At 61.6% G+C, this 18,163-nt stretch carries 15 protein-coding genes; 11 read left to right on the forward strand and 4 right to left on the reverse strand.

The features are described from left to right. Positions 1-3 precede the first annotated feature (3 nt). From VMA09_05875 to recG, 7 genes are all read left to right on the forward strand, one after another. Positions 4-567: a hypothetical protein gene (locus VMA09_05875; protein ID HUA33114.1), complete on the forward strand. Its 564-nt coding sequence runs from the start codon at positions 4-6 to the stop codon at positions 565-567. A gap of 152 nt (positions 568-719) precedes the next feature. Continuing rightward, positions 720-1,265, forward strand: a complete 546-nt coding sequence (pyrR, locus tag VMA09_05880; protein ID HUA33115.1) for a bifunctional pyr operon transcriptional regulator/uracil phosphoribosyltransferase PyrR — start codon at positions 720-722, stop codon at positions 1,263-1,265. A gap of 2 nt (positions 1,266-1,267) precedes the next feature. Next, positions 1,268-3,223 carry an aspartate carbamoyltransferase gene (gene pyrB, locus VMA09_05885; GenBank protein ID HUA33116.1) on the forward strand — a complete coding sequence of 652 codons (1,956 nt, stop codon included), beginning with the start codon at positions 1,268-1,270 and terminating at the stop codon, positions 3,221-3,223. A gap of 11 nt (positions 3,224-3,234) precedes the next feature. Further along, complete coding sequence (locus VMA09_05890; protein ID HUA33117.1) at positions 3,235-4,584, forward strand: dihydroorotase; 1,350 nt, start codon at positions 3,235-3,237, stop codon at positions 4,582-4,584. After that, the gene (carA, locus tag VMA09_05895) at positions 4,585-5,781 is read left to right on the forward strand and encodes a glutamine-hydrolyzing carbamoyl-phosphate synthase small subunit (protein ID HUA33118.1); all 1,197 of its coding nucleotides are present in this window, start codon (positions 4,585-4,587) and stop codon (positions 5,779-5,781) included. 50 nt (positions 5,782-5,831) lie between these two features. Beyond that, positions 5,832-9,038, forward strand: a complete 3,207-nt coding sequence (gene carB, locus VMA09_05900) for a carbamoyl-phosphate synthase large subunit (GenBank protein ID HUA33119.1) — start codon at positions 5,832-5,834, stop codon at positions 9,036-9,038. A gap of 34 nt (positions 9,039-9,072) precedes the next feature. After that, complete coding sequence (recG, locus tag VMA09_05905) at positions 9,073-11,178, forward strand: ATP-dependent DNA helicase RecG (GenBank protein ID HUA33120.1); 2,106 nt, start codon at positions 9,073-9,075, stop codon at positions 11,176-11,178. Here the strand turns inward: recG and VMA09_05910 are convergent. Beyond that, the gene (locus tag VMA09_05910) at positions 11,175-12,506 is read right to left on the reverse strand and encodes a hypothetical protein (protein HUA33121.1); all 1,332 of its coding nucleotides are present in this window, start codon (positions 12,504-12,506) and stop codon (positions 11,175-11,177) included. The two genes, recG and VMA09_05910, sit on opposite strands and share 4 nt — an antisense overlap. Then, positions 12,503-13,201, reverse strand: coding sequence for a septal ring lytic transglycosylase RlpA family protein (locus VMA09_05915; GenBank protein ID HUA33122.1), 699 nt, complete (start codon positions 13,199-13,201; stop codon positions 12,503-12,505). Before VMA09_05915 ends, VMA09_05910 begins: the two co-directional genes overlap by 4 nt. Before the next feature lie 161 nt (positions 13,202-13,362). On the opposite strand from VMA09_05915, the gene VMA09_05920 reads away from it, so the two are divergent. The 3 genes from VMA09_05920 (at position 13,363) to VMA09_05930 (ending at position 16,245) form a co-directional block, all read left to right on the forward strand. Continuing rightward, entirely contained in the window at positions 13,363-14,523 is a 1,161-nt protein-coding gene (locus tag VMA09_05920) for a deoxyguanosinetriphosphate triphosphohydrolase (GenBank protein HUA33123.1), read from the forward strand. After that, on the forward strand, positions 14,510-15,172 hold the full coding sequence (locus tag VMA09_05925) for a tetratricopeptide repeat protein (GenBank protein HUA33124.1): 663 nt from the start codon (positions 14,510-14,512) through the stop codon (positions 15,170-15,172). The genes VMA09_05920 and VMA09_05925 overlap by 14 nt, the downstream gene beginning before the upstream one ends. A 107-nt stretch (positions 15,173-15,279) precedes the next feature. After that, a complete protein-coding gene (locus VMA09_05930) occupies positions 15,280-16,245 on the forward strand; it encodes an NHL repeat-containing protein (GenBank protein ID HUA33125.1) in 966 nt (321 codons plus the stop codon). A 475-nt stretch (positions 16,246-16,720) separates the two neighbouring features. On the opposite strand, the gene VMA09_05935 is transcribed toward VMA09_05930, so the two are convergent. Both VMA09_05935 and VMA09_05940 read right to left on the reverse strand, forming a co-directional pair. Then, positions 16,721-17,065, reverse strand: coding sequence for a hypothetical protein (locus VMA09_05935; GenBank protein HUA33126.1), 345 nt, complete (start codon positions 17,063-17,065; stop codon positions 16,721-16,723). Beyond that, on the reverse strand, positions 17,062-17,544 hold the full coding sequence (locus VMA09_05940) for a hypothetical protein (protein ID HUA33127.1): 483 nt from the start codon (positions 17,542-17,544) through the stop codon (positions 17,062-17,064). Before VMA09_05940 ends, VMA09_05935 begins: the two co-directional genes overlap by 4 nt. 391 nt (positions 17,545-17,935) lie before the next feature. Here VMA09_05940 and VMA09_05945 point away from each other — a divergent pair, with 391 nt between their 5' ends. After that, a complete protein-coding gene (locus VMA09_05945) occupies positions 17,936-18,082 on the forward strand; it encodes a hypothetical protein (GenBank protein HUA33128.1) in 147 nt (48 codons plus the stop codon). The last annotated feature ends 81 nt before the right edge of the window (positions 18,083-18,163 follow it).

Genomic DNA, 18,163 nt, shown 5'->3' on the forward strand with positions numbered 1-18,163 from the left:
CACGTGGCTGACGAGGCGGTAACCAAGATCGGAACGATCCTCGAGGAACTCGGCGCGCGCTTTGAGCTGGTGGTCGAAGCGGTCACCGGATTCGGCGGGCGCGTCGATGCCCTGCGCACGGAACTGTTCGGGCAATTCGCCGAAGTTGGCGGGCAGGTGCGGTTCCTTTCCGAGCAGATTGCGGAGAATCGCAAAGGTATCACTATTGTTCGCGAGGACCTGGGCGCCGAGATCATTCGTATCGGCGAGGCGCTCGGCAAAGCGCGCGTGGAGATCCGGGAGAACCTCGCGGCGCTGCGCGATCAGATCGGCACGCCAGCCGAAGCTCCCGTGGCAGACGGCGCCATGCTCCACGCCGAGCTCGCCGACACGACCAAAGTCATCAAGCGCGAGATCGCATCGTCAGCGGAATCATCCGCCAAGAAGCTCGCCGCGGAACTGAAAACGACGAACAAAGCACTCGCTGATCTCGCGCGCAAATTCGAGCGCTTCGACGATCGAATCACTGTCGCAACGCGCGACCAGGACCAGCGCCTGCGCAAGCTCGAACGCAAACGCGCAAGTTGATTTGTTCCGCCCGCTTGATCCATCTCAGGCGCGGCGATAAATACTGATCACCTTTAAGTCACCACTGCGATGGTGAGAAGGTCGAACATGACGAATACGATCTCAATTATGCCCGGTTGCGTTCGCATCCGGGATTTTTTTTGGGTCGGCCGATGAGCAACGGCAAGCCCAATGTCGTGCTCGACGCCGCGCAGGTCGGGCGCTCAATCAAGCGCATCGCGCTCGAAATTTCCGAACGTAATAACGGCGCCGAAAATATCGTCCTCGTCGGTATTGTGCGCCGCGGCGCAAACCTCGCTGAGCGTATCGCAGCCGAGCTGCGGCAGCATGGCAAGGGCGAGGTGCCGGTCGGCACGATCGACATCTCGTCGTATCGCGACGATGGCCGCGGCACGCCTGGCGATCCGCGTCTGCTCGGCCGCGACATTCCTTTCGTCTTCGATGGCAAGACCGTCGTGCTCGTCGACGATGTCCTCTATACCGGGCGCACGGTGCGCGCCGCGCTCGATGCGATAACCGATCTCGGCCGTGCTGAATCGGTTCAGCTCGCGGTGCTCGTCGATCGCGGCGAGCATGAATTGCCGATCCGCGCCGACTATGTCGGCAAGAACATTCCCGCCCCACGCGGCCAGCGCGTTTACGTGCGCCTATCTGAAATCGACGGTGCGGACGCAGTGGTAATCGGAGAGCGAAAATAACGATGCCACGCCTTACGAAACTGGACATCGTTTCAATCGAGGATCTTTCGACCGCCGAGATCGAGCGCATCTTCGAGATCGCCGAGGAGCTTGAGCGCGGTCTCGAAGAGGGTAAAACGCTTGGCGCCGCTGGCAATCTCGTGATGGCGACGCTCTTTTACGAGCCGTCGACACGCACGCGGCTCAGTTTCGAATCCGCGATGCATCGCCTCGGCGGCTCGGTGATCAGCTCCGCTGACATGCACGCGAGTTCCGCCGCCAAGGGCGAGAGTCTCGCCGACACCGTGCGCGTCGTCAGCAACTATGCCGACGTGATCGTGCTGCGGCATCCGCACGATGGCGCCGCACGCGTGGCCGCGGAGTACGCGACCTGTCCCGTCATCAACGCGGGCGACGGCAGCCGCGAGCATCCCACGCAGACCCTCTGCGATCTCTACATCCTGAAGAAAAAGAAAGGCCATCTGAAGGGTCTGACTGTCGCGCTGTGCGGTGACCTCAAGTATGGCCGCACGGTACATTCGCTGATCTATGCGCTCGCCCGCTTCGGCGCGAATATCGTCGCCGTGCCGCAGGCCGGCATGAATGTTCCCGAGTACGTGCTCGATCGCCTCGCCGCCGAGCGCAGCTACAGCTTCTCGACCGTGACGATGGACGAGCTGAAGTCGCTCGCGGGCGGGCTCGACGCGCTCTATCTGACTCCCAGCGGACCGCATCAGATGGCACTCTTCACGGGAGATACTTCGGCTGGAGGACGCGCGCCCGCGGGCGAGCCGCCCGCGGCGCTCGATGCGTTCTACGTCACGCGCCTTCAGAAAGAACGCCTCGGCAGTAAGGAAGCCGCGACTGACAACTACGTGCGCTTCGATGCGCGCGCGCTCAAGACCAGCCGCACACAGGAAGCCGTCGTGATGCATCCGCTGCCGCGCACCAACGAGCTCGCGTACGAGCTCGACGAGGATCCGCGCGCAATCTATTTCCAGCAGGCAGCGGCGGGTGTGCCGGTCCGCATGGCGCTCATCGCGTGGATGATCGAAAACACCAAGCGCGCGGAAAAACGCATCGGCGCCGATGGCGAGGCGGCTGCGATTCGTTTTCGCACCGAGGCGGCGCCGCGATGCGCCAACGCCAACTGCATCACGCGGTTTGAAGGACTGTATCTGCGTCCACGCTTCAAGCAGGCGCGCAGCATCGATCCCGATGCGCTCAATCTGCGCTGCGACTATTGCGAGCGTGAAGTGCGCGTCGAATTCGTTGGCCATACGCGCTCGCATCGGTACTACCGCTTCGACCAGGCGCTCCATGGCTACGTCCGCCAGTGGATCGCGGAAGGCTCGCTCGCCGTTTTCGAAAGCGTCAAGCAGGCAGAGGAGCACGGCTTCGAGCCGTACAAGCGCGGACCGCAGCGCGAGATCATGAAGGGCGGCGAAATCTCGAACGCCGTCGAATCGCTCGCCGATCAAATCATCGCCGACCTGCCGGATCTTGCTGACGTCGCGATCGTCGGCGTCGTGAGCCACGGCGCGCTGCTTGCGATCAGACTGCGCGAGCTCATCCAGAAGAAGACCGGGATTCGTCCGCCGTGCGCGGCGGTCGACGTGTACAGCTCGAGCGATCCGATTCGTCCGATCGATGCCACCGAGGAATTCAGCGCCGCGGATCGCACGATCGTGATCGTCGACGACGTCATCAACAGCGGATGGACCGTGCAGCGCGCGATGACGATGCTGTGGCAGCTCGGGCGGCCTGCCAGCGTGAAGCTCGCGGTCTTGATCGATCGCGGTCATCGCGCGGTGCCGATTCGCCCCAACTACGTCGGCAAGAATATCCCGACTTCGCGCACGGAGCGCGTGCAGGTCCGCCTGACGGCTCCTGGAGCCGACGCGAGACATAAGTCGCAAGATAAGGTGATGATCTATTCGATGGTCGAACCGCTCAAGGAGTCTGAAGCGGCAACGTGAGTGCGATTTTGTTGAAATCCGGCCGAGTGATCGATCCGGCCAACGGCATCGATGGTGTAATGGATCTTCTGGTTCACGACGGCGTGGTTGAAGCGCTCGACGACCCTGGCGCGGTCTCGTCCCCCGGCGATGCGACCGTGATCGACGCGAAGGGTCTGTGGGTCGTTCCAGGCTTGATCGATCCGCACGTGCATCTGCGCGATCCCGGCTTTCCCGAGAAGGAAAATATTTCGAGCGGTCTGCGCGCCGCTGCCGCCGGCGGATTCACTACCGTCGCGGCGATGGCGAACACTTCGCCGGTGAATGACACTCCCGAGATTACGCGCTACATGCTCGAGCGCGCGCGCGAGGTTGGCGCATCGCGGCTTGTTCCGGTTTCTGCCGTCACCAAAGCGCTCGCGGGCAAGGAGCTGGTTGATTTCGATGCGATGGCAGCGGCGGGTGCCCGCCTCTTTTCCGACGACGGAATTCCAATCGATGATCTCGCGCTGCTGTCGCGCGCATTCGATGCGAGCAAGGCTCTGGGCATGGCGATCTCTCTTCACGAAGAGGATCGCGGTCTTTCCTGCAACGGCGCCGTCAATGCCGGCGAAGTTTCAAAGCGCCTCGGCGTTGCCGGTTATTCCGACGCCGCTGAGAGCGCTCGGGTGCGTCGCGATCTCAGCATTGCGCTTGGAGCCGGCGCTCCGGTTCATGTCGCGCACGTTTCAACCGCCGACTCGCTGGCGCTCATCCGTGCCGCGCGCCGGAGCGGCGCGCAGGTCAGTTGCGAGGTGACGCCTCATCACTTCGCGCTCAACGACAGCGCCGTGTTGACCTGGGGCCCGAACGCGAAGATGAATCCGCCGCTGCGCAATGCGCGCGACGTGGAAGCGCTGCACGAGGCGATGGCCGACGGCACGATCGACATGATCGCGACCGATCACGCGCCGCACGATCCGCGCTCCAAGCAGATGGATCACCTGGCCGCGATGTTCGGTCCCGATACGCCGACGCCGCATCTGACGCACGACCTTGCCGAAATATTCCAGCAGGCGGCCAACGGCGTCGTCGGCCTCGAGACTTCGCTCGGTCTAGCGCTCGATCTCGTTCGCCGCGGGATCATCGGTGCATCGCGAATGGTTCAGATGATGGCGACAAATCCGGCGCGGCTGCTTAGATTGGATCGTGGTGCGCTTGCGATCGGCGACACGGCGGACATCGCGCTAATCGATCCGGACATCGAGTGGATCGTGGCGCCGGAAAAGTTTTTATCAAAGAGTCGTAACACTCCGTTCTCAGGGACTCGGCTCCATGGCCGCGCGATTTTGACTATTGTTGACGGCGCAATTGTTTTTGACGGGAGGAAAAAGACGCCCTAAATGAGCAGGCGCGAAGCGATATTGGCGCTCGCCGACGGCCGCATCTTTCGCGGTCGCGCCTTCGGCGCGATCGGCGAGACGGTCGGCGAAGTGGTCTTCAACACCGCGATGACCGGGTACCAGGAAGTGCTGACCGACCCGTCGTATCGCGGGCAGCTCGTGTGCATGACCTATCCCGAAATCGGCAACGTCGGAGTCAACCGCGAGGACGCCGAGTCGCAACGCGTCTTTGCTGAAGGATTTATCGTCCGCGAGTATTGGGAGCGTCCCTCGAACTGGCGCTCCGAGATGCCGCTCGGCAGGTACCTCGAAGAGGCCGGTGTCGTCGGTATCGAGGGCATCGACACGCGTGCGCTGGTGCGTCATCTGCGCGATCACGGCGCGCAGGAGGGCGTCATCTCCAGCGTCGATCTCGATCCCGCTTCGCTCATCGCCAGGGCCAAGGCATCGCCGGGCCTCGTCGGACGCGATCTGGTGAGGGAAGTAAGCTGCGCCAAGCCTTACGACTGGAACGTCGGCGACTGGGAACTCGGACACGGCTATCGCCATGCGAGCACGGAGCAGATGCTCGATGCGCCGCTCATCGTCGCGCTCGACTACGGCATCAAGCACAACATCCTGCGCCGCCTCGTCGGCAACGGTTTTCGCGTCAAAGTCATGCCCGCGGTCTCGACCGCCGAAGAAATCCTCGCGCAGGAAGCTGACGGTATCTTTTTGTCAAACGGCCCCGGCGATCCCGCCGCATTGCCATATGCGTACAAGGCCGTTGCCGGCCTGCTGGGTAGGAAACCGGTATTCGGTATTTGCCTTGGGCATCAGATGATCGGACTCGCGCTCGGCGGGACGACCTACAAGCTCGATTTCGGCCATCACGGTGCGAATCATCCGGTGATGGATCTGCGCACGCAGCGCGTGGAAATCACTTCGCAGAATCACGGCTTCGCGGTCGATACCGATTCGCTAAACGGCAAGGCGGAGCTGTCGCACCTGAATCTGAATGACAAAACCGTGGAGGGACTTCGCGGAATCGGTTCGCCGTTTTTCTCGGTGCAGTATCATCCCGAGGCCTCCCCGGGCCCGCACGATTCGAGCTACCTGTTTCGCCGCTTCCGCCGGATGGTCGAGGCCTTCCCGCGCTTCGGCGCCGAGACGCTCGAACGAATCATCGCCGATGAAACCGCGGGGGCGCGTGCTTAACTCGATGTCAACAACCGTATCGCAAATCTCGCCGGACTTCGGATTGTAAAGTGCCGCTTCGCAAAGATCTGAAATCGATATTGCTCATCGGCTCGGGCCCGATCGTCATCGGCCAGGCCTGCGAGTTCGACTATTCGGGAACCCAGGCGGTCAAGGCGCTTCGCGAAGAAGGCCTGCGGCTGATCCTGATCAATTCGAATCCCGCCACCATCATGACCGATCCGGAGCTTGCCGATCGGACGTATATCGAGCCAATGACCGTCGAAGCGGTGACGCGGATCATCGAGCGCGAGCGTCCCGACGCCGTGCTGCCCACGGTCGGCGGACAGACCGCGCTCAATCTCGCGATCGCGCTCGCCGAGGCGGGCGTCCTGGAGAAATACAACTGCGAGTTGATCGGCGCCAAGCTGCCCGCCATCAAAAAGGCCGAGGATCGCGACCTGTTCAAGCAGGCGATGCTCAACATCGGACTCGAAGTACCGCGCTCGGCAATCGCACATTCGCTTGAAGACGCTGATCGCATCGCCGAGGAGATAGGAATCCCGCTCATCATCCGCCCCTCGCGCACGCTTGGCGGAACTGGCGGATCGATCGCGCGCAATGCCGGCGAATACCGGGCCAAAGTCGCCTACGGCCTCGACCAGTCGCCCAATCACGAGGTTCTCATCGAGCAGTCCGTCGAGGGATGGAAGGAGTTCGAGCTCGAGGTGATGCGCGACATGGCCGACAATGTTGTCATCATCTGCTCGATCGAAAACCTCGATCCGATGGGCGTGCATACGGGAGATTCGATTACCGTCGCGCCTGCGCAGACGCTCACCGACAAGGAATACCAGGTGATGCGCGATGCGGCGCTGCGCATCATTCGCGAGATCGGCGTCGATACGGGAGGGTCGAACATCCAGTTCGCGATCGACCCAAAGACCGGACGGATGGTCGTGATCGAGATGAATCCGCGCGTGTCGCGCAGCTCGGCGCTTGCTTCGAAGGCGACAGGCTTTCCGATTGCAAAGATCGCGGCGCGGCTCGCGGTCGGCTACCGGCTCGACGAGATTGCCAACGACATTACGAAAAAAACACCGGCGTGTTTCGAGCCGACCATCGATTACGTCGTAACCAAGATTCCGCGCTTCACCTTCGAAAAGTTTCGCGGCGCTGCCGACGAGTTGGGCCCGCAGATGAAGTCCGTCGGCGAGGTCATGGCGATCGGCCGCACCTTCAAGGAATCGCTGCAAAAAGCGCTGCGCTCGCTCGAAATCGGAACTTTCGGGCTCGACAGCCGTCTTTCGGAGCCTCCGACCGACGCGATGCTCGCGGAGCTTCGCAAGAACGTGGCGACCGCCAGCAGCCATCGCCTTTTTCATCTTGCCGATGCGCTTCGGCTCGGTATTTCGCCGTCCCAGGTGCACGATCTCAGCAAGATTGACCCGTGGTTTATCGATGCGATCGCCCATGTTATCGACCTTGAGAAGCGTGTCGCTTCGGAGCCGCTGACGCCGGAGTTTTTCCGCGAGTTCAAGCCCGCAGGATACTCGGACCGGCGTATTGCCGATCTGCGCAAGAGCAACGAGGCGTCGATCGCAAGGGCGCGCCGCGAAGCGGGTGTCATGCCGGCGTACAAAGCAGTTGATACCTGCGGCGCCGAGTTCGAGGCTTTCACTCCCTACCTTTATTCGAGCTACGAGGGCGAGGATGAGGCGCCGCCGACGGATCGTCGCAAGATAATGATCCTGGGCGGCGGTCCGAATCGAATCGGGCAGGGTATCGAGTTCGATTACTGTTGCGTGCACGCGAGCCTCGCGCTCAAGGAAGCCGGTTTCGAGACCATCATGGTCAACTGCAACCCCGAGACCGTCTCGACCGACTACGATATTTCCGATCGGCTGTATTTCGAGCCGCTGACCTACGAAGACGTTCTTGCGATCGCCGAGCGCGAGAAGCCCTTGGGCGTGATCGTGCAGTTCGGCGGCCAGACGCCGCTCAAGCTTGCAGTGCCGCTCTCGAAGGCGGGAGTCAAAATTCTCGGTACCAGTCCCGACGCGATCGATCGCGCCGAGGATCGCGAGCGCTTCAACGCCGTCGTGGAGAAGCTCAACCTGCGCCAGCCGCTCGGGATTCTCGCGCGCGGTCTCGATGAAGCAGTCGCGGGAGCCGCGCGGGTCGGCTATCCGGTTTTGATTCGCCCGTCGTATGTTCTCGGCGGCCGCGCGATGGAAGTGATTCCCGACGAGGCTTCGCTGCGCCGATATGTCACGCTGGCTCTGCAGGCCTCCGAGCAGCATCCGTTGCTCGTCGATCGCTATTTGCAGGGCGCCACCGAAGTTGATGTCGATGCGATTTCGGACGGCGAGACCGTCGTCATCGGCGGAATCATGGAGCACGTCGAGCACGCCGGAATTCACTCGGGCGACAGCGCGTGCGCGCTCCCGCCCAACACGCTCAACAAGGAGATGCAGGACGAGCTGATGCGCCAGACTCGGATGCTGGCGCGCGAGCTCGGCGTCGTCGGCCTCATTAACGTGCAGTACGCGATCTTCAACAACGACGTGTACATCCTCGAAGTGAATCCGCGCGCCTCGCGTACGATCCCCTTCGTGAGCAAGGCGATCGGCGTGCCGCTGGCGAAACTGGCGTCGCTCGTGATGGCGGGCAAGAAACTCACTGAGTTGGGCTTTACATCTGAGCGGGTGCCCAAGCACGTCGCCGTAAAGGAATCGGTCTTTCCGTTCGGCCGCTTCCCGGGAGTCGATACGATTCTTGGTCCGGAGATGAAATCGACCGGCGAGGTGATGGGCATCGACTCGTCGTTCGCGATGGCGTTTGCCAAAGCGGAGCTTGGCGCGTCGTCCAACCTGCCGGCGCAGGGCCTGGTTTTCATCAGCGTGCGCGACGACGACAAGCCGCACCTCGAGCCGATTGTGCGCGGCCTCAAGGACATGGGCTTCAATCTGATCGCGACGGGAGGCACCGCGAAGTATATCAACAAGCTTGGGATCGAGTGTCAGACAGTCAACAAGGTGCTGCAGGGCAGTCCGCACATTGTCGATGCGATGAAAGAGGGGCGGATTGCGATGGTGATCAACACTCCGGATTCCTCGGGCACCGCCGACTCGTTTTCGATTCGCCGCACCGCGCTCGAACTTCGCCTTCCATTTTTCACCACGATGTCGGGGGCCAACGCCGGCGTGCAGGGTATCCGCGCGCTTAAGACGCAGCCGCTCGAAGTTCGCTCGCTGCAGGATTATCATCGCGCCTGATCGACTGGCGCGCGCCGGCGCGCGGCGATCAGAGATGAATAATCCCGCGCCGCCAGACTTGCGAATCACGCTCGCGACTCCGCTCGTCAACTTGAAGGGGATTGGGCCCAAACGCGCCGAGGCGCTACTGGAGCGGGGCCTGGCGACAGTCGCCGATCTGATCTTTCATCTTCCCACCCGGTACCAGGACTGGCGCGAGAGAACGGCGCCCGAGAATCTCAAGCCCGGCGTTATCGCGATCATCGAAGGCGAGCTCGGCAAGATCGAGGAGCGTCCAATGCGCGGCCGCGGCTGGCGGCGGCTCGCTTCGGGGACGATCGCTGTCGCTACAGGCAAGATTCGCGTGGTCTGGTTCAACCTGCCTTCTTACATGCGCGGTTACTTGCCAGGCGGGCGCCGCGTGCTTCTGCGCGGACGCGTTACGGCCACGGCCGAGGGTGGAATTGAAATCGTTCATCCGGACGTGATCGCGCTCGACGAGGAGACACCGGCGCCGATTCGTCCGGTGTACCGGCTGCCCGCGCAGATTACTCAGCGGACGTTCGCCTCGATCGTCGCCAGGGCAATCTCTGAAGTTGCCCGCACCGTACCATGCTCGATACCAGCGGAGCTTCGCCGCGATCAGATGACGGTTGGCGATGCACTCGCGTACCTGCATCAGCCGCCAGATGACGCGGATCCGACTTCGCTGCAGATGGAAGACTCGCCGGCTCATCGCGCGCTCGCGCTGGATGAACTCTTCGCGTTCGAGACTGCGCTCGCGATCGAGCATCGTCGTTCGCAAAGGCGCGCTGGCGCGGAGCTCAAAAGCGGCAAGAACGTAACAAGCAAATTCCTATCGACGCTTCCGTTCGCGCCGACCAACGCGCAGCGCGCCGCGATCGAACAAATCGCCGCCGACCTCGCAAAGCCGACCCAGATGAATCGCATGCTGATGGGCGATGTCGGCAGCGGCAAAACCGTGGTCGCGTTCTGGGCGGCTCTGAGAGCCATCGAGAATGGTTTCCAGGCAGTGGTGATGGCGCCGACGGAGCTTCTGGCCGAGCAACACTATCGAACCTTCGCGCGTCTGTGCGGCAACCTCGGCGTCCGTAGCACGCTGCTCACGGGACGCGTCGCTGGTGCGGAGCGCCAAACGACGTTGCGCGATCTTGCCAGCGGTCGTATCGCAGTCGCGTTCGGAACGCAGGCCCTTATCCAACAGCGTGTGAAGATCGCGAGGCTGGGACTGGGGATCATCGACGAACAGCATCGCTTTGGCGTCTTCGATCGCGCGCGGCTGAAGGACCTGGGCCCCACGGCTAACGTGCTGCTGATGACCGCGACGCCGATTCCGCGCAGCCTCGCGATGACGCTATTCGCGAATCTCGATTTGTCAATTCTCGATGAAATGCCGCCGGGTCGCACGCGGATCTCGACTGAGCTCTATCGCGAAGCGCAAATTCCGCAAGTGGATGAATCGCTGCGCGAAGAGATCGCCCACGGTGGACGCGCATACTACGTCGTTCCGTTGATCGAAAGCGATGATTACGAGGCCAAGTCTGTCGCGCAGACGGCGACACGCCTGGCTGGCGCGCTGCGTGGGGCGAAGATCGGCACGATGCACGGCCGGATGCGCGGCTCCGAGAAGGATCACGTAATGCGTGCGTTCCGCGATGGCGCGCTCGACGTGCTGGTCTCAACCACGGTCGTCGAAGTCGGTATCGATGTGCCGGAAGCGACCGTGATCGTGATCGACGCGGCCGAGCGCTACGGCCTCGCGCAATTGCATCAGTTGCGCGGCAGGGTGGGGCGCGGCGCCGCGCCTTCGCGATGTATCCTGGTGGCATCCAACGACGCCGACGACGCCGCACTCGCGCGTCTCGATATGATGCGGCGTGCGGCGAGCGGGCGCGAGATCGCCGAGGCGGATCTGCGGATGCGCGGTCCAGGCGATCTTTTCGGTGCGCGTCAGGCAGGAGCCTTGCCGCTGCGCTTTCTCCATATGGTGCACGATTTTTCGGTGATCGAGCGTGCTCGGGCGATGGCCGCGGAGTGGCTGGAGCGCGATCCGCGCCTCGAAGCACCCGACTCTGCCGCAGTGCGCGATGCGGTGCGCGCGATGCTACGCCTCGGCTTTAGCTTAGGCGACGTAGGCTAGGACTCGGGCGGGTCGGAATCAGCCGACTGCAGCTTCGCGGCGGAGTGCGCGCCGTTGATCGTCGTTTCCTTCCAGATCGTCGGCTCGAGGTCAGTAAAGTAGTTCGCGCCTTCGCCGATCATGACGAGCACGTCGCTGCCGCGATAGTCGATGCGATGCACCGTCGCATCGCCGAGCAGGCGGTCGAGGATTCCCTCGTAGACGACGGCGAAGTGGCTGGCGTTGTACGCATCCTGGAACGCGAGCATCCAAATCACGGTGATGCCGCGGCCCTGTTTCAGGATGATCATCTGATCGCCGGCCCATTGCGCGCTCACGGCGACGTCGGTCGAATGCTTGCCGAGGTTCCGCTCGAGGATCACGCGCAACAGGAGTTCGCCATAGGTGTCCTGGTCGGCCTTCCTCCAGCCGGCCATGACCGTGTTGTAGCCGCCCAGCGAGATCTCGAGCGGTGGCTCAGGCCGATCGAAGTAGAATGTCGGATGGATTATCTGATGTGTCGATTGAGGCGGATTAGTGTACAACTTGTTGACCGCGTTCCATCCCCCGCGCCGATATGCTTCGGCGACGAAACGAGTTCCTTGCGAGTATTGAAAAACCAGCGGCGCGGCGAGGCCTTCGGGAGCGTTGCGCGCTTGCGATGCGAAGACACTCGACAGGTTCTGTAGATTGTCGGCGAGAGAGTCGGCGACGCTGGTGTCCATCCGGTTCCAGACGTAAGCGTAGCCCGCAATCATCGCATCGCCCTCGGCGACAGATTTCAGCGCGAGCTCGCGATCGTCATTGTTCTTGTACTTGTCGAGACTTTGCTCGAGGCCGAAGTTCTGGTCCTGCAGCGCGTGCGTCAGCTCATGCGCCAGCAGCATCTCGCCGATCACGTCGCGCTGGGCGAGAAATTCCTTGGTGCCATTGACGAGTCCCGCGTCGTCGCCGCCTTCAACCAGCACCATCTCCTTGCCGTGTGGATCGTAAAATCCCGCGACCTGCGATTTCAGCAAACTGAGCGAGGCGGCTTTGAGGTCGATACCGGGCGGGTAGAGACCGACCAGCGAGCCCGCGATGCCGTCAACCTCGAATTGCTCGTCGCTATAGTCGCGCGCGAGATCAGCCTCCATCATTTGCTCAGCCTGGTCGCGGGTCTTCACGACCATCGGCACGGGAGTCTTGAAGTTGAGCTGGCGGATTTTCTGGATGCCGGCCTCGACCTCGGCCGACTTCTGCTGATTGATTTGATCATTTTGGACGATCGCGTAGCTGCAGCCGAAGAGGCCGAGCGCCAACGCGGCGAACGTCAGCCTGCTGCGCTTAGCGCGAAACCGAATTCTCATTCACAAACAATCACGACGTGAATTCCGAGCCGCGACGTGTCCGCCGCGCGGGCCTCAGCCTCATGGCGGGATGCAAATGCGCCCATGCGCACACGGTAGTATCGGTTCGCACCTGCATCAACCTGATTGATGCGAACGTCGTTGAAATACGCGGCAATCCTGTTGCGCACACTTAACGCGTGGGCCTGGTTGCTGAACGATCCGACCTGGACGAAAAACTCCGGCATCGAGCCCACCGGACGCGAGCCCGCGGGCGCGCTCACGAGGTCGATTCGCACCCGCGCGGTGCCGGGACCGATCATGCCGATGACCGCGGCGGCTTTGTGTGACAGATCGATCTTGCGGCCCTTCTTATATGGGCCATGGTCCGTGATGGTGACCTCAACGCTCTTGCCGTTGTTGAGATTCGTGACCATCACGCGGCTTCCCGGTGCGAAGAGTTCCGACGCGGCAGTCATTTCTTCCTGATCGTAGATACTGCCAGTAGATGTGCGATGGCCGTCGAAGCCGGGGCCATACCATGATGCGACGCCGACGATCGATTTCGCTCCGGGCTGGATTGATGTGGTGGTCGGCGGTGGAATCGTCTCATACGGAAGAGGGGCGACGCTCGTCGAGCACGCCGAGAGCGTTAAAAGTGCCGCGAGCCCAACCCACGCGGCCAATCCGCGATACAGGTTCCACCGCACAAGCATCAACCCCGCCTCGAAGTATAGGGATGACGGCGCGCGAGATGAAGTGGCGCGCGAGTGCCGTAGTTGTGCCCAGGTAAGCTGTTGACCGGCGAATCACGGGTCATTGGGGCTCAGCGTGACCCGTGATAGCATCGGCGTGTCACGCCGGAATGGCCGCGACGATGCTGCGGACGAGGCAGGAGCTGGAGGAAATTGAAGCGCACACGCTGGCGCCTTACGCGATGCACTCGCGGGCCAGCCGCGGGCGCCGTTTCGTCGAGCTCGAGCATCCGATGCGCACGGCGTTCCAGCGCGATCGCGATCGCATCATCCATTCGGCAGCTTTCCGCCGCCTCGAGTACAAGACGCAAGTCTTCGTGAATCACGAAGGCGACTACTATCGCACGCGGCTGACGCACACGCTCGAGGCCGCGCAGATCACGCGCACGATCGCCATCGCGCTCGGACTCAACGAGGTGCTGGCCGAGGCAGTCGCGCTGGCGCACGATCTCGGGCACACGCCGTTCGGTCATGCGGGCGAGAAAGTCCTCAACGATCTCATGAAGCCGCATGGCGGCTTTGATCACAACGCGCAGAGCCTTCGCACCGTGGATTGGATCGAGATTCGTTACCCGGGCTTCCGCGGTCTCAACCTGACGTTCGAGGTGCGCGAGGGGATCGTCAAGCATTCGCATTTTCATGGCCGGCTCGCGGCGCAGCAGTTCGATCCTTCGACGTATCCATGTCTCGAGGCGCAGATCGTCGATCTGGCCGATGAAATCGCGTACCTCGCGCACGATGTCGATGACGGCGTGAAGGCGCAAATGCTCACGGCCGACGATCTCTCTCGCTCCGCGCTCTATCGCGAAGCGGCGGAGGCGGCGCGCGAGGCAACGCCGGGAGCCGAGCCGCGGGTCCTTCGCTATCAGACGGTCATCAGGATGATCGACGCTATGTCAACCGACCTGATGCGCGCGATCGCCGACGAAATCGAGCACGCCGCGATTGGGAGCCTCGAAGACATACGTAAGGCAGGACGCGCGATCGCGACCTTCAGCCCTGTGATGACGCCGAAGGTGGCAGAGCTCAAGCAAATCATGGCGGAGCGGCTCTATCGGCATTATCGCGTGAGCCGGATGACGGAGAAGGCAGCTCGGGTGCTCGCGCAACTCTTCAATGCTTACATGGCGGAACCGCGGCAGATGCCGGCGCATGTGCTGGAGCGCGCCGAGCGCGACGGCGAGACGGTGGCGCGCGCGGTCGCGGATTATATCGCGGGCATGACCGATCGCTTCGCGCTCGACGAATATGGAAAGCTGTTCGATCCCAATGAGCGAGTCTGACGATCAATCGAAATCGCCGCGCCCGGCCTCAAGGGTCTGGCACAAGCGCACGCTGGTGCTGCGGCGCGACGACCATGTCGGCGATCCGATCGGCCTCATCTTCCTCGAGGATCCCGCGGCGATCTCGGATCGAATCATCGCAAGACTCCGCGACTATTTCGGGCCGCGGGTGCGAATTCTGAAGGCGGAAATCTCTTATGAGGAGATCGCCGTTGACCTCGAGTCGCGCGGATGGCGCGACGAGTCAAATCACCTCGCGTCGGCTGCCGCGGATCTTCATCGCAAGGGCGCGAAGCGCAACGCACAATCGATGTATCGCGAAGCGCTCGATATCGATCCATTGAACGCCGATGCAATGCTCGGACTGGGGCTATCTCTGGTCGAGACCGAGAAATGGGCCGAGGCGCTCGCCACGTTGAAACGCGCGCGCGAGTTCCAGGGCACCGACAACGTCGAGATGTTGCTGGCGATGGCGAAATGCGCGGCGCGTCTGCAACGGGCGGCGTCCGCGATCCTGTACCTCGAGCGCGCCTACGACATCGATCCGCGCAACTTCATGGTGCGTCGCGCCCTGCGCGCTCTCGGCCGCGATCCTTCGCAAGGCGGAAGCGGGCAGGGCGGCGGCGCCGTCAATAGCGGCGAAAGTTAAGCACCGTGCCCTCCGCGGCTGCTCGACGTTTACTCTCGTAATCTTTTTGAGTAGGTTCATCCGCCAACTGATTTGGGGAGTCGCTGAGCGGAACACGGGAGGACACGATGAAGATCGAGCGATTGATGTTGGCAGGGTTCGTCGCGGCGATCGCGATTGCGAGCGGCGGATGCGGCGGCTCAAGTGGCGGACCACCGTTCGCTCCTATCCAGACGATATACGTCCCCAATGTCTTCAATGAGAACGTCACGGAATATACGAATCGCGATAACGGCGACGTCGCCCCGATCGCGACGATCGGCGGTCCCGATACGCAACTCAATACGCCTCGCGGAGTTGCCGTCGAGCGTGACGGCGACATTCTTGTCTGCGATGGATCGGGACTGATAGCTCGCTTCGCCCATGACGCAAACGGAGATGTGGCGCCGATCTCGACGATCGCCGGCTCGAACACGATGATCAGCAACTGCGCCGGCATTGCCGTGGACCGCCAAGGCAACATCGTTATGACTAACATCATAACGAATCTCTTGATTTTGAAATTTCCGCCCAATGCATCCGGAAATATCGCGCCGAGCGCCGCGATTTCCGGTAGCAATACTCAGTTCATGACTCTCTTCGGCGTGGCTATCGACCGAAGCAATGACATCTGGGTCACCGACTCGGGCAATAGTGCGATATACGAGTTTGCCTCCGACGCCGACGGCAATGTCGCGCCGATCGCATCGATCAGCGGGGCCAACACCATGCTGAATTCACCCGCGGGACTGGCATTCGCGCCCAACGGTGATCTCTACGTCGCAAACGGAAATGCGAATCAGATCCTGGTGTTCGCCAAGGGTTCCGACGGTGACGTCGCGCCGGCGAGCACTATCGAGGGGCCAGCGACCGGACTGAACTCGCCGCTCGGTATCGCATTCGACAACTTAAGTCGCCTGTGGGTGGGCAATTTCATCGCGCCCTCGAGCCTGGTCGCATTCAATGGAAATGCCACGGGCAACGCGGCCCCACGGTTGACGATCTCAGGTAGCGCAACACTTTTGAACGCGCCTGAGTTTCTGGCTGTGCATTAAGAACCGAAGACGGTAAGCGCGATTAACCGATTTCTCTCCCAGCGCGAGGGCTGTTCGGAGCTAGTCCGAACCAAAAGCGGTTTCACTCAGGAATTTCGCCGGCGACTGGACCGGCCAAGCCAATTGCTGACGCCGATCGCCGAGTCGGCGAGCGATCTGCTCTGCAATCATGAACTGAATTCGGATCAAGCGCTGCGCGAATCCGACTTGCGGGCTCTTCTTCCTTGAGATCGCGAGGAACCGGCAGCGCCGCTGGTGCAGTATGAAGACCTGCGGCAACCGAGCGAAGTTGGCTGCCTTCCGTCGGCGACACAGCATCGGTGGCCGACGCGCCCTCCATTAATCCTGCTAGCCAGCGAGGCGCGTGAGGACCGAAGCCGCACGGCGACTTGAAAACAAGGCTGGCCAAAGCGCGGTACTGGTGTCATTTCAGCGTGATCAGATGTAAGTGGCGTCTTTTGAAATGCGGGTGGCTTCATTTGGCGAGGCGGGGATCGTCAGACGCAATACAGACCGCATTCGACATTACGCCCATCGCGCCTTTGATTTGTGCTTCGCTAAAGTTTTTGAACATTTTCCCAAACATTTGTTGGGCTTGTTTCACACTGAATGCGGCTGCTGCCTTTCGCGCTTGCTCACACTCTGAAAACGAACCAAAGAGGCCATTCGGACTCCAACTCATCATTGGAGCGTTCAGTTCAAGCTGACCTTCCTGCACTGGCGGCATCATCATTAGCCAGAAAGGTTTCCGCCTTTCGCAACCGACCATTGATGCGACTAGTAATAGCAGCGCGAGCGCGGCTGCGTGGCGAGCGTTCATTCGCCCGAACGCTTGTACATCTCATCCAGCGCTAGTTCGAGCATCCGCATCCATTGCTGACGTGCATCTTGCGGCCAATCGGACCCGCTCGGTGGAAGCGATTTCAGTAGGAATGAAAGGACGGGATTCACATCGCCTGACGGCGTGAATTGCGGCTGCTGTTGGTGTTCCATCTTTCGACCTTTCTCCCCGTTCGATGGAGTTGGCCTCGAATCGAGAGATACACCCGCAGGCAACACAAGTCGATCCCTGCCCAGTTTTGCCTGTTCTGCTGAGCGTTGAAATCCTTGTCGCGCACGCGCCTTTTGTTTCTCGGCAACGCCAAGGTCAACCATGTCTTGTTCGAGCACGGCGTTGCCACCTAGTAGCCGCCCCTTGTACTTTTCGTAAATCGCTTTGTAGAGCGGAACGGACAAAAATGCGCGGGCTTTGGCTTGCTGCGCTTTGTCAGGTCGGACGATCTCGAAGAGCGTCGCCAATCACAGATATGCGAGGATGTTGCCATCGATCTCCGCGCCAAGAATGATCCGACATGATTACTGCCCCTACCAAACTGATGCCGTCGAGGTATGAACGAGGCCCCATGAAAAGTGGCGTCATTTCAGCCCCACAGTGGCGTCTTTTGACCGAATGACGCCAGTACCCAAAGCGCAGGACAATTGTAAATAATTTGGCATTTCCCGTGCCGAGCGATTGCTGCGGGAGGCCAAGGAGCGTTCGTTCCAGGGCTGAGACTTCTCCTATCTGGACGGGCCGCGTAGCGGCGCTGAAGACCCTCGAAGGCACCCTGCTCTCGATGATGCTGAGCCATCGGGTGGCGCTTCTAACGGAAAGAATGGCGAGAGCGCGCTCCTGAGCGCTCTGCAGGTCGTGGAGTTGTTCGACGTGCCCGAGTCGTGGGTCCGAGAGCAGGTGCGTCTCGACACTCTCCCATCGATCAGATTGGGCCATTACGTCCGATTCAAAGCCGAGGAGCTCCAGCGCTTTGTCGCCGAACGCGCGAAGCAGGCCGCCTAGGCCGACGCCCTTTTGGGTTCTCGCCGGAAAATCCAATACCGCAAGCCGCTGACAGGCTCTACATCTTCTACAAGAACTCTG

This window comes from Candidatus Binataceae bacterium (assembly GCA_035508495.1).
GTDB lineage: Bacteria > Desulfobacterota > Binatia > Binatales > Binataceae > JASHPB01.